The organism is Ruegeria sp. ABM4_193, from assembly GCF_056158705.1.
In genome coordinates, this window is sequence record NZ_JBSWTT010000001.1 from 125,180 (window position 1) to 145,142 (window position 19,963).

Genomic DNA, 19,963 nt, shown 5'->3' on the forward strand with positions numbered 1-19,963 from the left:
CAATTGCGCGTTAGAACACCCGTTTCAATACCAAACTGATAACAAAAACGCTTTAAGTCTACTTCTTCCTGCCTATCGCGAAAGAGCCTGCAACACCCAAACCGGTGTTCATACAAACAAATTCTTGGAACTGAGGTGCCCGGATCGGTTTTGATCCAAAACAAGGCTTTGAGTTTTTTGAGACACTAAACTCTGCGCCAGAAACCCTGTTTCAGGTGAAACGCTATGACCAAAAACCCATCGGTTTTTCTTATTTTGGCTGGTTTAGTAATTGCTGGTGCGTTGCTGTATGTCGTTGTTGCCGAGGATGACGATGAATTGCCGGTCGGATTTGTGCAAGGAAACGGGCGGGTTGAAGCGGAACAAGTCGAAATAGCACCAACTAATGCAGGTCGGGTTGCGAAGGTAACGGCAACAGAGGGCAGTATGGTTGCAGCCGGTCAAATCCTGGCCGAAATGGACATAGATGAGCTATCTGCCGCCCTGGACCGGGCTAGAGCCGAGGTAGCCTTGGCAAATCAGACAAGGGCCGAAGCAGAAGCGCTCGTTGTGCAACGCGAAAGCGAACAGCGCAGGGCCGAGCAAGAGCTTGATCGTGCCACGGCGTTGCTGGCAGGACAAAACATCTCCAAAACTATTTTTGAAGATCGCGATACCACTCATAAGGTTGCTACAGCAGTATTGGGCGCCGCCAAAGCCCGAGTTGCAACCGCGGAAAGCCGTATTGCTGCCGCTGAGGCGGAAGCTCGCAGGATTGAGGCACAGATTGAAGACAGCGCTCTAGTGGCACCTTTGCCCGGACGCGTGCTTTACCGGCTTGCAGAACCCGGAGAGGTCGTTGGCGCAGGCGAACCAATCCTGACTATTCTTGGCCTTGAGAATGTTTACATGGAAGTTTTTCTTCCGGCGCGTGAAGCCGGACTTTTGCCCATTGGAGCTGAGGCTCGCATCGTACTCGACGCCTTACCGGAATATGCGATACCTGCATACGTGAGCTTTGTTTCTCCCGAGGCACAATTCACCCCCAAACAGGTCGAGACCCTCGATGAGCGAGAGCAACTGGTTTTTCGCGTTCGCGTCCGTATCCCAATAGACTTGGTTGAAAGTCGGATTGAGCACGTCAAAACCGGTCTGCGCGGTGTCGCCGTGATCCAGCTGAACCCAGCCGCTGCTTGGCCTGAGGCGCTTGAACAACGCATCCCAGAAGAGCTATTCGAATGAGAGTAGAGGATGACGCCTGCGATATTCACATTTCAGGTGTTACGCACCGTTATCGCAAGCATGTTGCATTGGATTCTGTTTCGTTGGAACTGCCAGGCGGCCAGCTTGTTGGCTTTGTCGGGCCGGATGGGGTGGGAAAGTCTACACTGCTTGGTTTGATCACCGGCGCAAAGAAACTGCAATCCGGAAATATCGACGTTTTAGGCGGCCCGATTGGCAATTCTGGCCATCGACACAGCATTTGCCCAGCCATCGCTTTCATGCCGCAAGGGCTGGGTCGAAACCTGTATCCGGAGCTATCTGTACGCGAGAACCTCGAGTTCTTCTCTGGTCTTTTTGCTCAAGGGTATTCAGAGCGGGATGACCGTATCGCAGCGCTATTGGCTGCGACAGGGCTTGCGCAGTTTGAAGACCGTCTGATGGGCAAGCTCTCGGGTGGGATGAAGCAAAAACTAGGTCTTTGCTGTGCGTTAATCCATGACCCCAAACTTTTGGTTTTGGATGAGCCAACGACCGGGGTCGACCCGTTGTCGCGTCGGCAGTTCTGGGCTTTGATTGATGCAATCCGAGCAAAAAGCCCTGAACTGTCGGTATTGGTTTCAACGGCGTACATGGAAGAAGCCGACGGTTTTGACCGGATTGTCGCGATGGACGCGGGTCAAGTCATCTTTCATGGGAAGCCCGCCGAATTGAAAGGGAGTGATGTCGACCTCGAAATTGCATATCGGCGTCTGAGAGCACGGGAGTTGCCTGTCGAACCGGCGGCGAAAAACAAAACGAATGGGAAAATCGAAGCAAGCCCAGTGATAGTTGCGCGTGGACTGACACGACGCTTTGGTGATTTCACGGCCGTAGACAACGTCGACTTCACAATCAATCGCGGGGAGATATTCGGGTTTCTAGGATCAAACGGTTGCGGCAAGTCCACGACAATGAAGATGCTGACTGGCTTGTTACCTTCTAGCTCAGGTGAAGCACTGCTGTTTGGCAACCCTGTCGATGCATATGACCGAAAAATGAGGCGTGAAATAGGCTACATGAGCCAGGCCTTTTCCTTGTATGGCGAGTTGTCGGTCCATCAGAACCTACAATTGCATGCGCGGATATTTGCAATTGCCGACCGAGAACAACGTGTTTCGGAACTCACTGAGCGCTTTGGGCTCGAGGAGCACCGTCATACATTGGCGACGGCACTGCCCCTGGGGATCAAACAGCGACTGTCGCTAGCCGTAGCTGTGATCCACCGTCCGCGAGTGCTAATACTCGACGAACCAACATCCGGTGTGGATCCAGAGGCGCGCGATTCCTTCTGGGACTTGCTGATTGAGCTCTCTCGAACCGAGTCGGTTACAATCTTTGTGTCCACTCATTTCATGGGTGAGGCGGAACGCTGTGATCGCGTTTCTTTTATGCATGCTGGTAGAGTTCTAGCGGAAGGTACTCCGGCTGAACTGATCGCTGTTGAAGGGGCGGAAAACCTTGAAGACGCCTTCATTTCGATATTGGAAGCAGCAGAAAAACCAGTCTCTGTTGTCGCGCCAGAGGTGGGTTTTAGGACAAAATCCCACGCTGGGGGAGGAGCGTTTTCTCGTGTATTGGCTTATACGCGGCGCGAAACCGTTGAAGTAGCTCGAGACCCGGTGCGTCTGGCTTTCGCGTTTCTGGGTTCTGCTATTCTAATGTTAGTTTTTTGCTTTGGAATTACGCTAGATATCGATGAGCTTGAATTCGCTGTACTTGACCTTTCTCAGGGTCCGGAAAGTCGTGCTTATTCGGCTGAATTCGCCGGATCGTCCTACTTTAAAGCCACATCGCCGCTGCAAAGCGCCAGCGAAGGGCGCGACCGTCTGGTGGCAGGTGAGGTCTCTCTGGTAGTTGAGTTGCCACCTGACTTTGACCGAAAGATGAGTACGGGGGAACCGACCCAGATACTTGCGACTGTAGACGGTGCTATCCCATTTAAGGGTGAGACGGTTGAAGGCTATGTTTCCGGATTGCACCAATCATTTCTAGAGGAATATGCCCTTAACAACGGCAAAAGCCAGATAGATATCGCCAGGATCGAACCCCGGTTTCGCTACAATCAGAGCTTTGAAAGCATCGCCGCGATGGCTCCGGCAATGCCTGCTATCCTACTGATTATGCTGCCAGCTGTTTTGACTGCCGTAAGCGTAGCAAGGGAACGAGAGCTGGGGTCAGTTGTCAATTTCTACGTGACACCAACCACGCGGCTTGAATTTCTAATTGGCAAACAAATTCCGTACATTTTGATCGCCTACGCAAATTTTCTGCTTTTGGCCGGAATGACCGTTTTTCTTTTCGGGGTGCCGTTAAAAGGAAATCCTTTCCCTTTGGCTGTTGGTGCCCTTCTTTACGTTTGGGCAACAACCTCCTACGGGTTGTTGATCGCTACAATGACATCCAGTCAGGTGGCCGCCACATTTGCAACTGCCATCGCCTCAGTTGTCCCAACAATCCAGTTCTCAGGTCTGTTGCAACCTGTTTCAACGCTCGAAGGAGGCGCACAAGTGGTGGGCTCTCTTTGGCCTTCCTCATATTTCCTACACCTGAACGTTGGTGCCTTCACTAAAGGTTTGGGTTGGGAGGCCCTTGCGCCAGACATTCTGGCCCTCGCCTGCTTCGGACCAGTTCTAACACTGATCGCAGCCCTATGTCTTCGAGCGCAGGAGAAGTGAATGCAGCGCTTCTACTGCATATTCTGGCTAGGCTTGAAGGAAGTGATGAGCCTGCGCCGTGATTGGGTGATGATGGCATTGTTGGTTTGGTCTTTCACGCTGGCCCCGATCATGGAAGCAACGGGAGTGGCAAGTTCTGTAAACAACGCCTCGATAGCGTTTGCGGATGAAGACGACTCGCCACTTTCTCGAGCACTTGCCACAGCGTTTTTTCCACCAGAGTTCCAACCGGTCGTCCAAATCGAACCCGGAAAAGGACCTGCTTACATGGATGCCGGGCGCTTTATTTTCGTTGTGGCTGTGCCCCCCGGATTCGAAAAGGATCTGCGCGCAGGGCGCAGTCCGGAGGTTCAAGTTCTTATTGACGCAACCGCTATGGAACAGGCCGGTATTGGTGCAAACTACATCACCAGTATCTTGAGCGCTGAAATACATCGCTATGCAATTGGTATCGATCTAGTAGATGCTCCCTCAATCAGTGTCATTCTAAGAAGCGCCTTCAACCCAAACAGAGACACCGTACGTTTTGCTGGTATCGTTGCTTTGATCGGCCAGATCATGTGGCTCACAACTATATTGACCGGAGCGGCAATGATTAGAGAGCGAGAGCACGGGACCATTGAACATCTCCTTGCCATGCCGCTTGCTCCATTTGACATTGCCATTGCCAAAATTTGGGCGAATGCAGCAGTGGTTTTGGTCGCCGCTGGTCTTTCACTAACCTTTGTGATGCAGGGTTCTTTGGGCATCAGTATCGCTGGATCCAAGATGTTGTTTTTGGTTGGCACGGCGTTGTTTCTTTTTACTGCGACGGCGCTTGGGGTGTTTCTGGCAACCATTGCACGCTCTATGGCGCAGTTCGCGCTTCTGGTCATGTTGATTGTGCTGCCAATGCTAATGCTGTCAGGTGGAGAGACCCCAATTGAAGGTCAGCCGGCGTGGTTGCAGGCAGGTACTTTGGTTTTGCCGTCACGCCATTACATGTCAGCAAGTCAGGCTATTGTTTTTAAAGGCGCTGGTATTGAGACTGTCTGGCCGGAATTCGTTTGGATGACTTTGTTGGGAATTGCTTTGTTACTAATGAGCCTACGGCTTTTTCGGCGTTCTCTTGCTCAGATCAGCTAGCGCTCCAATCTGTTGGCTGTGACAGATTGGAGCGCTAGCTGATCTGCCTCAGAAAACAGTTTGGAAATCTGCTCGGCAGAGGTCAGGGCAATCAGCGATTGTCTAAGCGTTAGCTTAGCGACGAATTCAATCAGTTTATGGCTTAGTCGTCGCGGTTATGGCCCTTTGCATTGCTCAAGATGACGAGAGTGAGCTTCCAGGCGAAGACGCCCGGATGTTTCGCAGCAGCGCGCGTTCGTTTGGTTGAGCACCTCAGCCCGAAGCGAAACCGGAAACTTTCAGTGTCAACTTGGCGGGAGTGCACTTAGGTAAGCATCACGAAGTTTAGCACTTCGACGTCCAACAATTGAGTTGGCTAAATCCGAGCAATGCAAAGTCCAGACCCCGAAACCAGTGTATCTCTGGTGAGTTCCAAGAAACTTGAGGCCAAGATCCTCGCACAATTGAGTTCCAAGACCGTTCACTGAGATTGCTCCAATCTCACGAATAAAGATCTCTCTGTCGAGAAGCTCTTCCAACTCTGAAACAAAACCTGAGAGGAGCAAGCGAGTCGCATTCTCATGTCCACGCGCAATATAAATCGCTGGGCAATATTGCAGGCCTAGCATTGTGAAGCGCCGTGGTCTGCTAGGCGTAAGCAGTCACTCAAAATCTTTTGGCTGAATTGGCGTGTCGAGCCCAATTCTGGCAGACTGCGAGGTGAGATATGATTTATGTCAAAGAGCCGAGCGTTTTCACATGCTAAATTTCGAATGTTAAATGGTGAAGCTGTTCTGAGCTCGCTGCTGCCTGTCCCCATCAATCGGTTTTGGGCCACAGGATAGCAAATGTTATTTGGTAAAGGACCGACGTTGACCGGGGGAAGATGTCGGTCCATTTCTGGTGCAGTAAACTCTCGTATTGCAAAGGACCTCCGGCTGATGAGGCACTTTATGATCGTTGCAAGCATGGGCATTTCTTCGGTTGCGACGATATCTGCCGCCGATGAATTTTCGGACCTTGGCAAAGACCTCTTTGTTGAGCATTGCGCCAGATGTCACGGAATCGATGCGACAGGAAATGGGCCTGACGCTACTGATTTGAAAACAGATCCTGCTGATTTAACAAAGATTTCCGACCGCAGGGATGGCGTGTGGCCCATGTTGGAGGTCATGTCGATCTTGGACGGTTATTTGAAAGTACAAGAACCTCGCGATGACATGCCTATAATCACCGAGTTGAACGACGGCCCTACTGTCGAATTCGATACGGGGAATGGTTTGGTTACGCGTATTCCCTCCAGACTTATCGAAATTGCTGAGTATTTGGAGAGTATTCAGTCTCCGAAGCCGGAACGATATGTTCCGTGAAGCTTTGCTCCGCAGCTGGGTACGCTAAAAAGCGCTGCACTGTGCAGTGTCGGGCGGGTGCCGTAACTACCAAGAAGCAACGAATAGACCTTACGAAGCAGACTCTTTCGAGTTTTCCGAGACTCTTCATCTGGCTCAAGTTTTTAACAGGTCAATGTGAGGAATAGCAGCGCTTCTATCTTCTGTTTGATACAATCGTGAGGAACAGCACATATCCCACTCTACCAAGGCACTTCCAAACGTCGCTTGTTGAGCAACGTAGGAGTTGGTTTTGGTGCTCGTGAGATGTGTCATGAACTAGTCGCCATGCGCCATAATCCAGCTCATCAAAATCGGAGCTCTCTTGTCCGACTTACTTGGATTGCTGAATCTTAAGTGGTTTTGCTCACGCGTTCAGGGGCTAACCGGTCCACGATTGCAAAAGCTAAACTGAGGTAAGCGAATGCCGCGCCGAGTTGCCATAGTCGGAAGATCATTTTGGTTTGAGCGTCGTCAGAAAACGGCATTAGTGTTCCTCCGATCAAAATCAAAAAAGCGGTGATCGCGGAAACTATGCGCGTATCACCGGCAATGAACTGACGAGAAAACCAAACCAATGCAGCAAACAGTGTTACCAAAACGAAAGGCAGAAATGGAACCACAACCAACAATTCATAAACGAGCACAGCGGCAATACCGCCAATTACGTTTGCAGTGAGCATATCCCGACTGGCGCGACTTTGCGAACTTGTATCAGCTACAAACTGGGATGACTGAATAGCGACGAAGACCAGCACAAAGGGTGTAATAAAATCAAAAACGAAAGCACAAAAAACAAATGGAATGACAACCGCAGCAAGACGGAGCATTTGTAATTCTGTATCAGTGACGTTTGTTTCATCAACCGCTTTTTTTGCCCCTTGCTCAGATGCATCGAGTTCAGGCAAGATCAGGAAAGCCAGCCACGAAACGATCATGGCCACTGCCACATTGGCAATAAGCCAATAGGCGATGGTCCCAGCGAGTTCCGGATCCATTCTCGCAAGGAACGGAACAAGAAGTGCTGCGATGACTGCGAAAACCGAAAGCAACAAGTCCTCAGTTTTTATTTGCAATCTGTATGCGAGTAAAACACCGAGGCAAACAAAAATTAAGAAAACAACAGGATATGGAAGAAGCCAGATAGATAAGCCCCACGCGAGCAAAAGGATTGCTGCCGATTTCGTCAGCAGCGCAATCCCATAGGAAACTGGCACCGGCTTTAGGCCGAGCGTAAACAAAGCCGCGAAAACCGATCCAATAAAAGCGAGTTGCAAGTTAGTGACTATGCCGAGGGAAAAGACGATCCAAGGGGCGAGCGCCAACCTAAGTCCATGACGAACATTCTCAGGGGGAGTTATTTGCGCCAAAGAGTGTTTTTCAGCATCAGTAGGCATAGCTCAACCACGAAACAACGCGGATGTATGCGTTTCCTATCGTATTCAACAGCGAGTTTCCTGATGTAAGAACAATTACATCAGCCTGCCCGTTCAAAAGAAACATTACGTCGTCGTCCTGATCACCGGTCTCATACCCAGGCAGGACTATGCGCACAGGGTAACGTTGCGCCGCCCTCAGCCAACCCGAGTCGGATGGCGGGCGAGGCAGTCCATCTTGAGTTGGGTTTCCCAAAGAGGCTGCTCCAGTAATGCTCTCGACGCGTCCAACAAGGACACGTCCCGGATGGGTATCAAGAACTACTTTTGCCGTGTCTCCGATTGTAAGATTCCCCAGATTGTTCTCTTTCAGATAGGCTTCGACCCAAACATTGCGGGCGTCCACAAATGTCATCAATGGTTGCCCTGCCTGTGCGGACGCTCCCTCTGAAATCGTCAAATCTGCCACGCCGCCTTCTGTCGGAGCACGAAGCTCGGTATAGGCAAGATCGAGTTGAGCTGCTGCCAGATTGGCCAATGCGGCTTTTATTCGCGGGTTTTCTTTACCGTCAGAGCCAAGGTTTTGTCGCGCGCGTTCCAGTTCCGCTCTGGCAACATCGACCGCGGCCTCGGCATCTGAGAGGGCGGTTCGTGCGTCGTCTGCTCTAGCGGTCGCAATAAGCCCTTTTTTTTCCAGTTCCAAAACTCTGGAAGACTGAAGTTGGGTGTTTTCCAGCTCGGTCTGGGTTCGGACCAACTGCGCTTGAGCCCGCTCCACTTCGGCTGAACTCGCGCCAACTTCCTGAGTTGCGCTTTCAAGTTCCGCTTCAGCCCGGGTTAGGCTGATTTCAAAGGGGCGGGGATCAATTCGAGCCAATAGTTCCCCTGCCTCAACAAACGAAGCATTCGCAATCGGCACTTCAATCACTGTCCCCGAAACCTTGGGGACCACCGGGGTAACGATGGCCTTGACGCGTGCGTTCGAAGTGAATGGAGTGTTTCTGTCGGCTGCCAGATACCAAACCAGAATTAAAACAGCGATTGCTGTAGCGGTTCTGAATAGAGTCTTCATGGAAATCAAAATTCAAACTCCCGCGCTCGCTGAATAGATTTGAGAAGCATCCTTCGAGAACGCATTCGGCAGTGCAACGCAAGATTTGGCTGAATACTGACCAAAATAGCTCCCCCTATTTTTGAGCCTGAGGTTCACATCGGAATTCCGCTCGATACTAGCGGTTGATCCTAAATTTAGTGACGCGGGCCGGAATGCATACTCGACTCAATCTAATATATAGATAACATTGAATGAAAGACGAAAGAATGAGCTGCTTTGCTTTGGGTCTCGACCGAATTCGCGACCTGCACGAAGAAGAAAATGGGGGATCCAACTTTGAAGCGGGAAACAGATCAACTGAGCAAGGCCATTTCAGAGGCACTGACGTCATCGCTGATACAGTTTTCAGTAATTGCCTTCATCGTTTTGGCGTGCACCTGGGCATTCGCGCCTTTTCTGCCAATTATGCTCTGGGCTTTGGTTTTAGCCATAGCCCTTCAACCGGTTTACCTTGCGTTGAAGGCAAAGATGGGTGGCTCTTCAGGACGACCTGCCACCGTTTTGGTTCTGGTTGGTCTTCTTCTGATTGGAGTTCCCACAGTCTTAATGGGCAGTGCATTTGCAACACAGCTCATTGTGCTGGCTGAAGGTTTGTCCGAAGGTACAATCAAAGTGCCTGCACCTTCTCAGGACGTTGCCGAACTTCCGTTAATTGGTGAGAACCTTCACGAGTCTTGGGCGGCGGCCGCAACAGATCTGCCAGCGTTCCTTGAGAAAATGGCTCCTCAACTAAAATCTTTTGGCGGCTGGATCGCAGGCGTCGCGGCGGGGACTGCTGGCGGTGTCTTCAAACTTCTTGGTGCCCTCATTGTCGCCGGAATCATGCTGGCCTGGTCTGAAGAAGGTAGTCGAGCGATGGGCCGGATTTTCTCGCGGTTTGCGGGGCCAGAAAGAGGTCTGGGGCTTCAAGATCTAACGACAAAAACCGTTCGCTCTGTGGCCGTTGGTATTATCGGGATTGCGTTTGTGACCGCATTCCTGCTTGGGATCATTTTCTTCCTTTCAGGAATTCCGGGCGCCGGGATCCTGGCTGTTCTCGCTCTATTGTTTGGGATCATGCAAATCCCCATTACGTTGATCGCCCTGGTTGGTGTTGCTCTGCTTTGGTCCACCGGTGGAGATAATTCGACGGTGTTCAATGTAATTTTCACGGTCTTAATGATTGTAGGAAGTATGGTGGACAACATTTTGAAACCAATCGTTCTCGGGCGGGGTCTGGATGTCCCTATGCCAGTGATACTGATTGGGGCTCTTGGCGGAATGATGTCAGGGGGTTTTCTGGGAATGTTCATTGGTGCCTCTTTTCTGGCCGCCGGTTACCAGCTGTTTATGGGATGGGTCGATACAGGCTCGGCTGAGAATGCGTCCCCAGACGTTCAACCGAGATAGCAAAACCGATTTGACGACGGCCCGAGATAGATGCCTGACATCAATCAATGTGGCTGGACTGTCTGAAAGGATTCTTAGATGCAGATCTATACTTTGCGTGAAGATGAAAACGGTGGAGCAGTCTTCGGACAATCAAAAAAGACGCTGCGCGGCAACGGCAACATGATGTCGGACGTTTCGACTTTGGTATCTGATGCAGAGAGTTGCGAACGGTATTTCTTTGCGGAGCTGCCTCCGGGAACATCGACTGGATTTGCCCCGGCTACGCGAACTCAGCTTTGTGTATGCCTATCCGGGCAGCTTGAAGTAGAGGCGTCAGGCGATGAAAAGCTGGAACTGGGACCCGGAGATGTTCTGTGGTTGGACAACACGTCAGGGAGTGGGCACGCGTATTCGGTGAAGAGTGAGGAACCCGTAAAACTTCTGATCGTTCAAACAGATTGACCGCCCGGCGCAGGCAATCGACGATTTGCAGTGAATTGGTAATCCGCTTTTTGAACAACTGTCCTTCCGAACCAAGTGGATGTGAAGCTGTTTTTTCAGACGGTATTTGTCACAACAGAATATTCGATTTTGGATATAAAAGTGGATTCATGGCGGCCCGGTATGTTCTCCTTAGCGATTAAAGAGGGGGATGGATAAATGAGACGACTATTCAATATCGGGCCAGTTTGGCTATTTCTTTGCATAGTGACCCTCACAGGCGCTTTTTCTGCCAACGCCCAAGAGACGACGGATGCGCCGGAAGCCGTCGAAGTAGAGCAAGACGAACTTCTTGATGAGGTCGTTGATACATCCATTTCGGGCGAAGATTTGGAAATTCTACTTGTCCCGCTAACCGCGGAAGAGCTTTCCGAAGTCGCAGGCACTTGGCAAGGTATTGTGCGCTCGCAACTCGAAGAGGTCGCTCAGATTAGTCTCGGCCTTCGGACAGCAAGTGGGAAGCAAGAAGACGACCTCCGGTCACAATTGGCGTCCTTAGGTGACACGGGATCGGCGCTTTTGAACAACTATCGGTTGGTGCTTGAGGCGTGGACATTGAAAGGGGCCAAGGCAGAAGACCTGCAACCCCATACCGATTACATCCTTGCATTAAAGGCAGGGGCTCTCAAAACAACTGACTTTCAGACACTATTTCAAAATGCTTGGGTCTGGTTGTTCTCCTGGGAGGGAGGTGTGGGCCTTTTGATGGCTGTTTTGGGTGTTTTGCTGGCCGTCTGGGCCATGATGTTTGTCGCCCGAATGGTGCGCCGCGTCACCGAACGCGGTTTAGAAAAAATTCCAACTATTTCGAGGATGCTGAAGAGATTCATCGCCACAGCAGTTTTCTGGGCTGTGTTCGTTCTTGGGATGCTCGTGGTCTTGGCCTTGTTTGGAGTGAACGTCACTCCGCTTTTTGCCGTTCTTGGTGGCTTGTCTTTCATCCTGGGCTTCGCGCTTCAGGAAACCCTAGGCAACCTTGCGAGTGGTCTGATGATCATGGTTTTGAAACCATTTGATACCGGCGACTACATTCAAGTCGGAGGATCATCCGGCTTCGTGGATGAGATGTCTGTGGTTTCAACGAAGATACGTACATTTGACAACCAAATCATTATCGTCCCGAACAGTAAGATTTGGGGCGACGTGATTACAAACGTCAGCGCCTCAGAAGAACGCCGGGTCGATTTGGTGTTTGGCATCGCCTATTCAGACAACGCGGCGCAAGCAATCGACGTTCTCAAAGAACTGGTTTCGAAACACGAGCTCTGTTTGAAGACACCCGAGCCTGAAGTTTTCGTGGGTGAGTTGGGAGACAATTCTGTCAATATTTTCTGTCGCCCCTGGTCCAATTCGAACGACTATTGGACGGTCTACTGGGATCTTACAGGTCAAGCGAAAGAACGGTTTGACGAAGAGGGAATCTCGATACCTTTCCCACAGCGCGATGTTCATCTGATACCCGTAGGGGGAGCAAGTTCATGAAAGCTTTTGCCATTTGGTTTACGACTCTCTTGTTTGCGAGCAGCGTTGCGCTCGCACAGTCAGAGGAAATTCTCACTCCACCTGAAAATGAAGAAAGCTCCGAGTTCATTGCTCCAGTGATTGTCGATGGAGAGGAGTTGTTCGTCGTTCGTGGTTCAAGTGCCCTTCCAGCAACTGAGCGGGCCGACAAGGTAGCTGAGCGCCTTTCTGAGGTCGGCAGCGCTTCACAGAGTTCGAGCGTAAATGTTGAAATCACAGACTCTGAGTTCGGTAAACTAATTAGAGCCGATGGCCAGATGATTACAACGACGACCCAAGCGGATGCCGAATACGAACAGATGGACGTCGAGAGTTTGGCCGCACTACAGGCCGAAGCGATTGAAACCGCGATCCTGCAATATCGCGAAGCGCGATCCAACGAGGGCCTAGTCGACAGTGCAATTGCTGCCGTTGCATGGACAGTCATTTTTACTCTGGTTTCATATGCGTTCTTCGCCAAACGACGCAAGCTGTTGGACTACATTAGAAGAAACTTAGAAAAGAGAGCAGAAGGGTTTGAGGAAGCCACAAAATCGATACTGAGAAGCAAGGCTATCGCCGCCATCATCGTTTACGTAATCCACGTTTTGATGTGGGTCTTCTTCCTCTTTTTCTTTTACTACTATCTTTCCCTTGTTCTGCTTTCTTTCGCGCAAACGCAGGGCATAGCCCAAATCCTGTTGAAATATGTCAGTGAACCGTTGGTCACTGTGGTTTTGGCCATTGTCGGATACATTCCCAATCTGATCATGCTTGCGATCATCGCTGCGGTGACCCGGCTGGGAATCCGAGGCCTCGACCTTTTATTTGAAAACATTGAGAGCGGTGCCTTTGAGCTAAAGGACTTCGAGGATCATTGGATTGCCCCAACAAAAATGCTGTGCAGGGCCTTGCTCATTGTTATCGCGTTGGTTTTTGCGTATCCATACATTCCCGGATCCGGCTCTCGCGCCTTCCAGGGTTTGACTATTCTTGCCGGCATCATGGTGTCGCTGGGATCCAACACTGTCGTTTCAAATATGATGGCCGGTCTGTTTGTCATCTACAGACGCAGCACCAACGTGGGTGATCGAATTCAGGTCGGTGACAAGATCGGCGACGTAACAGAGATTAAACTGATGGAAACACTCATCAAATCGATCAAAAACGAGATGATAAGTATTCCAAATGCCCAGCTGCTGAATTCCGAAGTTGTGAACTACTCACGAAAAGTGGATGGTCGGGGGCTATTGGTGCACACGACGGTGGGGATTGGCTACGAGGAGCCTCCCAAGAAAATCAAAGCGATGCTGATTGAGGCGGCACACCGAACTCAAGGGCTGAGAAAGAGCCCGGAGCCATTTGTGCTTTGGACCCAGTTGGCAGACTACGCGATCAACTATGAAATCAACGCGTACACTTCTCGTGGATCGAGTTTGCCAAAGATTTTGTCGGATCTTCGTGAGAACATTGTCGATGTTTTTAATGAAAACGAAACTCAAATAATGACTCCGTCTTACATCGCCGATCCGCCGGAACCCAAAATACCTTCAGCTGATTGGGATGGTGAGCTTGCTCACATATCTGATTAACAACTCGTAAGGCTCATCTATGAAACTTCAAATACGCAACACCGCCGTCGTCGGATTGGATTGGATTGGATTGATTGACATTGGGCAATGGTTAGAAACAAACAAGTAATCTTAAGAACTCAGCGACGCTCCGAATGATCAAGTGGGTACTTTCCGCGACTGTATTGCTTCTTCCCGGGTTTGTTCATGCAGCCGGGATGGAACGGTGGGGTGAGGCTGGCGACTGGACAATCCTCATCGATCCAGAAAAAGGCAACGGTTGTCTTGCGCGGAGAGCCTTTGAAGACGACATGACAGTAGAAATTGGCGCTGCGCCCAACCAGGCTGGCGGCTTTTTTGCCGCCTACAATCCGGCCTGGGTTCAAGTCGAGGTCGGTGCGACAGGCATAGTAAGATTTGATTTTGGTGATGCGCAGTTCGAAGGTGAGGCCGTAGGTGTCTACAAGAATGGCGTGCCCGGTGGCTACGCCTTTTTCGACAACCCGGCGTTTGTAACCGAGTTTGGAAAACGCCAAAGCGTTACTATCATTGGCGAAAGCGGAACCGAAGTCGAACTCGATTTGAGCGGATCCGCAAAAGCCATTGAGGCCGTTCTAGAGTGCCAGGCCGAACAGCCAGAACCGCTGAAGAATTAGGTTGCGACCGACTACTGCAATTGGTTGATGTCTGGCACGCAAGGTTGCCTGCCTACTGGCATTGCATCAGCGCCCTCTGGAGCCTTGTTCCTAGACCCACCCACATCCAGCTTGAACTTCGGTGATGAAAGCTGGCCTGTCACATCAAATGGCCAAGCGGTGCGGGACAGAGGTTTGCCGACACGTCGTGCCTCTGCTCATATCGATTTTGTATCGTTCACCCAATCTACCTGCCCACGGGCCACCAACTGAACTGAAGCTGTTTCAATGACGATGGAGTTTGTGCTTACCCGCCCGGTTTCAAAGTTAATAGGGGCCACGACGCAAGAGATGTCGGTGTAACCTTGAAGCTAACAAATTTGCATATCTTGATGATAGTATATTAAATATTTAGCCTGCACGACCATCGATACTGTGTTGATCAAGTTGGCCTCGGCCTGGCCTATTGGGTGCGACATTCTGACATACCGTTTGTTTAAATCATGAATGCCTATGATGGTAACATTGCCGTGATTGTACTCATCTTAGCCGAGTGAGATAGCTATGACAGACCAGTACGTCAGCAGTTCGAAAGGCGCAGCCAAACGTGAGTGGCTGTCCTTCTTGTTTATCACTTTAATTCTACTGCCCGGAATTACAGTGCTGGGAGTGGGGGCTTACGGTTTTACTGTTTGGATCCTTCAAATGATCTACGGCCCACCAACTGGTTCTCTATAACCCAGAAAATGAACCGAGGAGCACGTTTTCATGTCTCTGAAGTCCACATTGTCGTCATTTTGGAATACGGTTTCGCGACCCGCCACAACGATTAGTCTTGGCGTGATCAGTCTTGGTGGCTTTATTACCGGGATAATTTTTTGGGGCGGGTTTAATACCGCTATGGAGTTTACCAACACAGAAGAGTTCTGTGTTTCGTGCCACGCGATGCGTGACAATGTTTACGTTGAGCTTCAATCTACGGTTCACTGGGAGAACCGCACAGGGGTGCGCGCCACATGTCCTGATTGTCATGTCCCACACGAGTGGACCAACAAAGTTGCCAGAAAAATGCAGGCGTCGAAAGAAGTATGGGCGGCCGCTTTTGGCACCATAAACACCCGTGAAAAGTTCGAAGCGCGACGCGCAGAACTGGCGAAACACGAATGGGCTCGGCTGGAGGCAAATAACTCTCTCGAATGCCGGAATTGTCATGACTATGACAGCATGGATTGGGATGCCATGTCGGCCGAAGCGCGGTTTTACATGGAGCCGGCTGCTGCATTGAATACGGGCTGCATTGAGTGTCATAAAGGCATCGCCCATCACCTGCCTGACAATGTAGCGGTCGGCAGCCCAGCAATGGCCAAGCTCGAAAACAAAGCCAATTCAGGCAGTGTATCCGTCGGAGAGGACTACTTCGCAATTCGCGACATCCCAGTTTATGACAGCGCCGAAGGTGCAGAGCCGGTTGGCAACCTAACACTTGGTGCTGCCGTCGAAATTCTGGATGAAAGTGGTGACCGCGTTCAGGTTGCACTTAAGGCGTGGCGAAAAGACAAAGGCTTCGGGCGCGTAATATTTGACGAATTTGGGCATAATATTCGGGTTGCCGTTTTGTCTAAGGATACGGCTCAGAACGCAGAGCTGGTCAAGGCTTCCGCTCCTCAGACTGACGAAGCGACGGGGCTTGATTGGGCCCCTGTCACAGTAACGCTCTGGTCGGACAAACAAGGATACGTGGATGAGATAGACGAGCTTTGGACTGTGGCTGAAGAAAGCTATGCTGCCAATTGCTCCACGTGCCACGCACAACCCGATCCGGATCACTTCGGCACCAACTCATGGCCCGCACAGTTCAATGGTATGGTTGGATTTACAAACATGGATGAAGCTCAGGCCAATTTGGTACTAACCTACTTGCAAAAGCATTCCGCCGATTACGGCGGCTCTCACTGAGGAGAAACCAATGTCCACGCGCCGTGATTTTATGAAAGGCACTGGGGCGGCTGGCTTATCCGCACTGTTGGGTCCCAGCCTTCTTAAACCGGCCGCCGCCAGCGCCGAGCAGTTGACATCGGCCGGTGTTTGGAAAACATCGGGTTCACATTGGGGTGCAATTGAAGCCCTGGTAAAAGGCGGGCAAGTTACCGAAGTTCGCCCACTCGCCGACGATCCGCACCCGACCGATATGGTGAACGGCATCCAAGGCTTGATCTATTCGCCATCCCGAGTCCGCTACCCGATGGCTCGTGCAGAATGGCTCGATAATCGTAAGGACGCTGACCGGACTACAAGGGGCGACAATCGTTTTGTTCGCCTTACCTGGGACGAGGCTCTAGACTTGTTTTTCGAAGAGATGGAGCGCGTTCAGATTTCTCATGGACCTTCTGGACTGTATGCCGGGGCAACAGGTTGGCGGCAGACCGGTCAGTTCCACTCCTGCATCAATCACATGAACCGCGCCGTTTCGATGTATGGCGGGTATGTCAAAAAAGCGGGCGACTATTCGACCGGTGCCGGCCAAACCATCCTTCCTTATGTGCTGGGCTCCACCGAAGTATACTCCCAAGGCACTAGCTGGCCGCTCATCTTGGACAACGCCAAGACTGTTGTCTTCTGGGCAAATGACCCGCTTAAAAATCTGCAAGTCGGCTGGACATGCGAAACGCACGAAACTTTTGAGTACTTTGATCAATTACGGGACAAAATCGCTGCGGGAAACATCCGGGCGATCAGCGTGGATCCCGTGCGTACGAAAACGCAAAAACACATCGGAGCAGAGCAGCTTTATATCAACCCGATGACGGATGTTGCCTTCATGCTGGCGCTAGCTCACACGCTCTACACTGAAAGCCTGCATGATGAAGAATTCCTGAGCGTCTATACGCTCGGGTTCGAACCATTCATAGCTTACGTTATGGGCGAGGCGGAAGATGGTGTCGAAAAGACGCCTGACTGGGCAGCACCAATTTGCGGTGTGCCAGTCGATAAGATCAAGGAGTTTGCCCGACTGCTTGCATCAGACCGAACGCAGCTAATCTTCGGTTGGTCTGTACAACGCCAACAGCATGGTGAGCAACCTTATTGGATGGGCGCGATTATAGCAGCCATGCTAGGACAAGTTGGGCTTCCTGGCGGTGGTATCAGTTATTCTCATCACTATAGCGGCATTGGCGTAGCACCATCTGGCGCTAACATGCCCGGAGCATTTCCTCTGAATTTGGATATTGGAGTTGATCCCGTGCGAACGGATGACAACTTCCTTGGTGCCAGCAGTACAATCCCTGTCGCCAGATGGATTGATTGCCTGATAAATCCTGGCGGGACGGTAGAACACAACGGGCATATGGTTACATATCCGGACATCCGAATGGCCATTTTCACCGGATGTAATCCGTTCCATCATCATCAGGACCACAACAAGATGCGGGTGGCTATCCAAAAGCTGGAGACCATCGTCGCGATTGACTATGCGTGGACTGCTACATGTCGACACGCTGACTTAGTTCTGCCAGCCTGTACGCAATTTGAGCGTAACGATATCGACAGTTATGGTTCATACTCACGCTCAGGCGTGATTGCGATGAAGAAACTGGTCGATCCGCTGTTCCACTCGAAAACCGATTTTAAAATCTTCTCTCTGTTCTGCCAGCGCTTTGGTCGTGAAGAAGAATACACCCGCGGCTGGGACGAAATGGAATGGGTCGAGAGCCTCTATGAAACGACCCGAAATGCAAACGTGGGAAGTTATGAGATGCCTCCCTTTGAAGAGTTTTGGGAAACGGGAATGGTTCGGTTTGAGAGGGGCGAACCCTGGGTCAGGCACGCTGATTTCCGCGAAGACCCGGAAATAAACGCACTTGGAACGCCTTCTGGTTTTATTGAAATCTCCAGCCGCACTATTGGTAATTATGGCTACGATGATTGCGGCGAACATCCTAAGTGGATGGAAAAAATCGAGCGATCTCATGGAGGCCCAGGGTCAGAAAAATTTCCGCTGTGGCTACAATCCTGTCACCCTGATCAACGCCTTCATTCGCAAATGTGTGAGAGCGACCCGTATCGCGCAACATATTCAGTGCAAGATCGAGAGCCTGTGTATGTGAACCCAGAAGATGCGGCAGAACGAGGAATTGAAGACGGGGATATCGTGCGTGTTTTCAATGATCGTGGTCAATTACTTGCTGGTGCGGTTCTGAGTGAAGATTATCCGCGCGGCGTTATCCGCATTCATGAGGGTGCTTGGTACGGGCCAGTCGACGCTACACCCGGTGCCCTCGATACGTATGGTGACCCTAACACAGTCACATTGGATGTAGGGGCTTCAAAACTGTCACAAGCGACTTCAGCCAATACCTGTATTGTTGAGATGGAGAAGTTTGAAGGAGAAGTTCCACTAGTGACCGCTTTTGGTGGGCCGATTTCTATATGAAAGATGTTTCTCCGGAACTGATGCGCTTTCTGTCGAATGCGTTTGCCCAAGAACTTGACGCGGCAACCATCGCCGCGTGCCACAATGGTGTCGCAGACCAACTATTGCGTGATCTACCCCAAGCAGACCGACTGATCGAAGAAATGAGGACTTGGTCCGACACGCTGCAAACGCAAAAAACGCTCGCAACGAGCTATGGAAGTGTCTTTCTTTCTGGTGGAAGGGAGGCCGCTCCGCTCTATGCTTCCGCGTGGCAAGGGAACGGGACACTTATGTCCACCCCTCATTGGAGAATGCAGTTGCTGCTAAAGCAAGCTGGCAAAGAAGTAGCCACTGGTTTTTCGGAGCCTGCTGATCACCTCGCCGTAATGTTGGAGTATCTCGCGATGTGTTTGGAAAGGCATCATGGGACAATCGACGCCGCACAATTTGCTTCCGACTACATATTGCCTTGGTACTGTGCCTTCGCGACAAAGGTGCACGGGCATATTTGGTCCGCTCCGTTTTATCAGTCACTTGTATCGTTTACAGAATCCGTAGTGGAACAATGCATGTTGGTTTCGGAAGCAACTAAATAGATTTCGACCTGTCAACTGGGACAGTTTCGCGAAATCTGATCAACTAAATGAAGTATCCAATTGCAGCTGTGCAAACTTTTGGGCAAATCGTGCAAAGTTATGCGCAAATACCGCGCAGAGTTATGGGCGAATTCCCAAGATTTTCTTTAATGAAATCAACGTCGGCAATGCAGCGTTATGAGCGCTCCTACATCGTGTGTAGGTTTGCGCATAACACTTCGCGCACCCCATAAGTTTGCGTAGTTCGCCCATAGTTTTGCGCTACGCGTTTGTCTGCATTAGCGACGAATTCAATCAGTTTATGGCTTAGTCGTCGCGGTTATGGCCCTTTGCATTGCTCAATCCCACAAAGGGCCTCCCTAAGGAACCTTGGATTCTCGCGAAGGTCTGCGATGCGCAGAAAGCGGACTTTGCAAAGTCTAGCTTGAGCCCAAAACTAACGTGCGCTGAATTCAAACGGAATTGACTTTCCCGGT

Annotated in this window: 15 protein-coding genes; 13 read left to right on the top strand and 2 right to left on the bottom strand. The window is 50.9% G+C overall.

From position 1 onward, the window contains the following. The first annotated feature begins 225 nt into the window (after positions 1-225). From ACXADZ_RS00610 to ACXADZ_RS00625, 4 genes are all read left to right on the top strand, one after another. On the top strand, positions 226-1,221 hold the full coding sequence (locus tag ACXADZ_RS00610; protein ID WP_475191860.1) for an HlyD family secretion protein: 996 nt from the start codon (positions 226-228) through the stop codon (positions 1,219-1,221). Next, a complete protein-coding gene (rbbA, locus tag ACXADZ_RS00615) occupies positions 1,218-3,917 on the top strand; it encodes a ribosome-associated ATPase/putative transporter RbbA (protein WP_475191863.1) in 2,700 nt (899 codons plus the stop codon). The genes ACXADZ_RS00610 and rbbA overlap by 4 nt, the downstream gene beginning before the upstream one ends. Beyond that, positions 3,918-5,042 (top strand): ABC transporter permease, encoded by a 1,125-nt coding sequence (locus tag ACXADZ_RS00620; RefSeq protein WP_475191866.1) that lies wholly within the window; start codon positions 3,918-3,920, stop codon positions 5,040-5,042. 932 nt (positions 5,043-5,974) lie between these two features. Then, on the top strand, positions 5,975-6,391 hold the full coding sequence (locus tag ACXADZ_RS00625) for a c-type cytochrome (RefSeq protein WP_475191867.1): 417 nt from the start codon (positions 5,975-5,977) through the stop codon (positions 6,389-6,391). A gap of 371 nt (positions 6,392-6,762) precedes the next feature. On the opposite strand, the gene ACXADZ_RS00630 is transcribed toward ACXADZ_RS00625, so the two are convergent. Together ACXADZ_RS00630 and ACXADZ_RS00635 are read right to left on the bottom strand one after the other, a co-directional pair. Beyond that, positions 6,763-7,806, bottom strand: a complete 1,044-nt coding sequence (locus ACXADZ_RS00630; protein ID WP_475191870.1) for a hypothetical protein — start codon at positions 7,804-7,806, stop codon at positions 6,763-6,765. After that, positions 7,796-8,857 (bottom strand): HlyD family secretion protein, encoded by a 1,062-nt coding sequence (locus ACXADZ_RS00635; RefSeq protein WP_475191871.1) that lies wholly within the window; start codon positions 8,855-8,857, stop codon positions 7,796-7,798. Before ACXADZ_RS00635 ends, ACXADZ_RS00630 begins: the two co-directional genes overlap by 11 nt. A 303-nt stretch (positions 8,858-9,160) precedes the next feature. Between ACXADZ_RS00635 and ACXADZ_RS00640 the strand changes: the two genes are divergently transcribed. The 9 genes from ACXADZ_RS00640 to ACXADZ_RS00680 all read left to right on the top strand — a co-directional run bounded on the left by ACXADZ_RS00640 (position 9,161) and on the right by ACXADZ_RS00680 (position 19,487). Beyond that, on the top strand, positions 9,161-10,288 hold the full coding sequence (locus tag ACXADZ_RS00640) for an AI-2E family transporter (protein ID WP_475191872.1): 1,128 nt from the start codon (positions 9,161-9,163) through the stop codon (positions 10,286-10,288). A 78-nt stretch (positions 10,289-10,366) separates the two neighbouring features. Continuing rightward, the gene (locus tag ACXADZ_RS00645) at positions 10,367-10,732 is read left to right on the top strand and encodes a cupin domain-containing protein (RefSeq protein ID WP_475191875.1); all 366 of its coding nucleotides are present in this window, start codon (positions 10,367-10,369) and stop codon (positions 10,730-10,732) included. 594 nt (positions 10,733-11,326) lie between these two features. Further along, entirely contained in the window at positions 11,327-12,253 is a 927-nt protein-coding gene (locus tag ACXADZ_RS00650; RefSeq protein ID WP_475191876.1) for a mechanosensitive ion channel family protein, read from the top strand. Further along, positions 12,250-13,863, top strand: a complete 1,614-nt coding sequence (locus ACXADZ_RS00655; protein WP_475191880.1) for a mechanosensitive ion channel family protein — start codon at positions 12,250-12,252, stop codon at positions 13,861-13,863. Before ACXADZ_RS00650 ends, ACXADZ_RS00655 begins: the two co-directional genes overlap by 4 nt. Positions 13,864-13,997: 134 nt before the next feature. Next, positions 13,998-14,498 carry a hypothetical protein gene (locus ACXADZ_RS00660; protein ID WP_475191883.1) on the top strand — a complete coding sequence of 167 codons (501 nt, stop codon included), beginning with the start codon at positions 13,998-14,000 and terminating at the stop codon, positions 14,496-14,498. 543 nt (positions 14,499-15,041) lie between these two features. Further along, positions 15,042-15,215: a periplasmic nitrate reductase, NapE protein gene (locus tag ACXADZ_RS00665; protein WP_411353637.1), complete on the top strand. Its 174-nt coding sequence runs from the start codon at positions 15,042-15,044 to the stop codon at positions 15,213-15,215. 30 nt (positions 15,216-15,245) lie between these two features. Continuing rightward, the gene (torC, locus tag ACXADZ_RS00670; protein WP_475191888.1) at positions 15,246-16,433 is read left to right on the top strand and encodes a pentaheme c-type cytochrome TorC; all 1,188 of its coding nucleotides are present in this window, start codon (positions 15,246-15,248) and stop codon (positions 16,431-16,433) included. 10 nt (positions 16,434-16,443) lie between these two features. After that, complete coding sequence (torA, locus tag ACXADZ_RS00675; RefSeq protein ID WP_475191891.1) at positions 16,444-18,909, top strand: trimethylamine-N-oxide reductase TorA; 2,466 nt, start codon at positions 16,444-16,446, stop codon at positions 18,907-18,909. Continuing rightward, positions 18,906-19,487 carry a molecular chaperone TorD family protein gene (locus ACXADZ_RS00680; protein ID WP_475191894.1) on the top strand — a complete coding sequence of 194 codons (582 nt, stop codon included), beginning with the start codon at positions 18,906-18,908 and terminating at the stop codon, positions 19,485-19,487. Before torA ends, ACXADZ_RS00680 begins: the two co-directional genes overlap by 4 nt. The last annotated feature ends 476 nt before the right edge of the window (positions 19,488-19,963 follow it).